Origin of the sequence: Ilyobacter sp. (genome assembly GCF_041583315.1) — a bacterium.
Lineage (GTDB): Bacteria > Fusobacteriota > Fusobacteriia > Fusobacteriales > Fusobacteriaceae > Ilyobacter.
Genome location: NZ_JBFHGC010000390.1, coordinates 1 through 2,770, shown reverse-complemented (window position 1 = coordinate 2,770; position 2,770 = coordinate 1). Strand labels below are relative to the sequence as shown.

3 protein-coding genes are annotated in these 2,770 nt (G+C 34.4%); all 3 read left to right on the top strand.

Annotated elements, in window-relative coordinates:
• Positions 1–137, top strand: a 137-nt coding sequence (locus ABZA26_RS11895; RefSeq protein WP_372714733.1) for a DUF2238 domain-containing protein, incomplete at its 5' end; no start/stop codon positions are given.
• A gap of 482 nt (positions 138–619) precedes the next feature.
• Positions 620–1,813, top strand: a complete 1,194-nt coding sequence (gltS, locus tag ABZA26_RS11890) for a sodium/glutamate symporter (protein WP_372714732.1) — start codon at positions 620–622, stop codon at positions 1,811–1,813.
• Positions 1,814–1,978: 165 nt separating this feature from the next.
• The gene (gene murI, locus ABZA26_RS11885) at positions 1,979–2,764 is read left to right on the top strand and encodes a glutamate racemase (RefSeq protein ID WP_372714731.1); all 786 of its coding nucleotides are present in this window, start codon (positions 1,979–1,981) and stop codon (positions 2,762–2,764) included.
• Positions 2,765–2,770 lie beyond the last annotated feature (6 nt).

The window sequence follows — 2,770 nt, the reverse complement described above, 5'->3', positions numbered from 1 at the left end:
GGTCCAATGAATTTTTGGGAACTCAGGGATATATATGGGATACGCAGTCGGATATGTTTTACTGTCTTATAGGGGCCTTGTTATCTTTGATTTTATTCAAAAAACGTCATGACAGGGAACTGGAAATTATAAATTAAATATGGAATCTAAGGTGAGACTAATCTCACCTTTTTTTTATTGTTTGAAGTTTAAGTGTATCAAATTGAAAAGAAATGATGGTAAAAAGAATGATAAAAAGGACCGAATTTTCTATGGAAAACTATGAAAAAGACCCATGAAAAGGCTTTTTTAAAAAAACTATATCCTTGTAAACACAGGTGTAGAGATGAACTATTTGTTTAATGAATTTTTAATAAAGAGATTATTGATAATATATAGCAAGAATATAGCATAATATGTTTGCAAATAGAATACTTGTCGTAGTATACTCTCTTTGTAGATGAATTAATCAATTAAAGTATAAATTGCCTTATTACAGGACATAAATACTTTTAGTTTCTTTTAGGAAAGTTTTTTTAATCGTTTGTTAATTTTAGAAGTTAGTGTAGTAAATTCTGGAAAAAAAGATTAATTTTTATTTTATAAGAGTTATATAACAAAAATAGCAAGGAGGAGATTTATGTTAGTTTATCAATTTGATATGATGCAAACACTTACTTTAGCAGCGATTGTTTTGTTGGTGGGAAGGTTCATTAGGAAGAAGGTTGCGTTCTTTGAACAATTCTTTATACCTTCACCAGTAATCGGAGGTGTTCTTTACTCTATAATTACTTTGATAGGACATTCGAGCGGGGCTTTTGAGTTTACTTATGACGGACAGTTAAAAACATTATTCATGGTTGCATTCTTTACAACTATAGGATTCGCAGCTAGTTTCAAACTTTTGAAAAAAGGTGGAGTACAAGTAGGAATATTCCTGGGAGTAGCTACTGTACTTGTAATACTTCAAAACGTTTTAGGTGTAAGTCTTGCTAAGGCATTTCATCTTAACCCATTATTAGGATTAGCCGTAGGATCAATTCCTCTGACTGGAGGACACGGAACTTCAGGAGCATTCGGACCTGTACTTGAGGCAGCAGGAGCACACGGAGCTATGGCAGTATCAATCGCATCTGCTACTTTCGGACTTATTGCAGGATGTATAATCGGAGGACCAATAGCCAAGAGACTTATGGCAAAACATGGGATTACGTCAGGAACTGACGACGGAGCTCAGCATTTCCAAGGGTTAGAGAAGCCTGAAGAAGAAAGAATAACAGAAACTACATTACTGAATACAGTTTATTTAATAGTATTGTGTATGGGAGTTGGAACTGTTGTTTCAGTGGTAATTAAAAAAGCAGGAATAGTTCTACCTATCTATATAGGTCCAATGTTGGTAGCTGCTATTGTAAGAAATATAGCAGATGCAAAATCTATAAACTTACATCACAAGAGTATAGATTCTATGGGGAATATTTCTCTATCTCTTTTCCTGGCTATGGCTCTTATGACAATGAGATTATGGGATCTAGCTGCTCTTGCAATACCACTAGTAGTTATGCTTCTTGCTCAGACAGCACTTATGGCTGCATTTGCATACTTCGTAACATTTAAGATTATGGGAAGAGATTACGATGCTGCTGTTATATCTTGTGGACATTGCGGATTCGGAATGGGAGCTACACCAAATGCAATGGCAAATATGGAATCATTTACAGGTTCAAACTTTCCTTCACCAAGAGCATTCTTTGTACTGCCACTGGTAGGAGCACTGTTTATAGATTTCACAAATGCATCTATAATCACATTCTTTATAAATATCTTTTCATAAGATAAGAGTATTAAAAATATAAAATAGACACTGCCTATTGAATATTGTATTAAATTATGTGAAAAAGCTAGGGTCAAATAGGCTTCTTAATTAAGAGAAGACATTTGACCTTTAGTTTTTTATTGTTATTTCAGCTTCCAAAAATATTAAAGAGGTGAAATTTGAATGGCGAAAATCGGGGTTTTTGATTCTGGTGTGGGCGGAATTACTATAGTAGAAGAAATTAATAAAATTTTACCTGAAGATACTATAATATATTACGGTGACAATAAAAATTTCCATTATGAAAATCTGAGTGTGGATCTTATAAGGGAACACTGCCTGAAAGTGGTGGAGTTTTTGGTGTTAAACGGAGTAGATGCAGTTGTAGTGGCATGCAGTGTGGCCACTGCTGCAGCTCTAGAGACTTTAAAAGCCAGGTTTGCTCATATCCCTATAGTGGGTGTCATAGATACAGGTGCTAAGGTGGGAGTAGAAACTACTCTGAATAATTCACTGGGTATATTTGCAACACCTGCAACAGTTGCCATGGATGCTTATCCAAAGGCAGTGAGAAGCATGAATAGAAATATTTCAGTGTTTCAAAAGGGATGTCCAAAACTTTGCTCTATGATAGAAGAGGGATGGGAAGATATACCGGAGAATGACGAAATTGTAAAGGAATATCTCAGTTATATACCTGAAAAAGCAGATACTCTGGTGTTGGGATGTACACATTATCCACTGATAAGGCATATCATAGCCAGATATTTCAAAGGAAATATAGTGGATAGTGCAAAAGAAACTGCCGAGATACTTAAAAAAGAGTTGTTTTTAAAATCAGGAAAAACAAGAACAAGCGAAAATCCACATCTTGAGTTTTATATAAGTGGAAACATAAAAAAATTTAAAGAGATTGCCGGTGACTTTCTAGGAGAAGACATCGATAAAATATATAAGATAGAACTGTAAAATCAT

Excerpts from the sequence above, each read along its gene's own strand:
- gltS (WP_372714732.1), top strand. The coding sequence starts at position 620 with ATGTTAGTTTATCAATTTGATATGATGCAAACACTTACTTTAGCAGCG.
- murI (WP_372714731.1), top strand. The coding sequence starts at position 1,979 with ATGGCGAAAATCGGGGTTTTTGATTCTGGTGTGGGCGGAATTACTATA.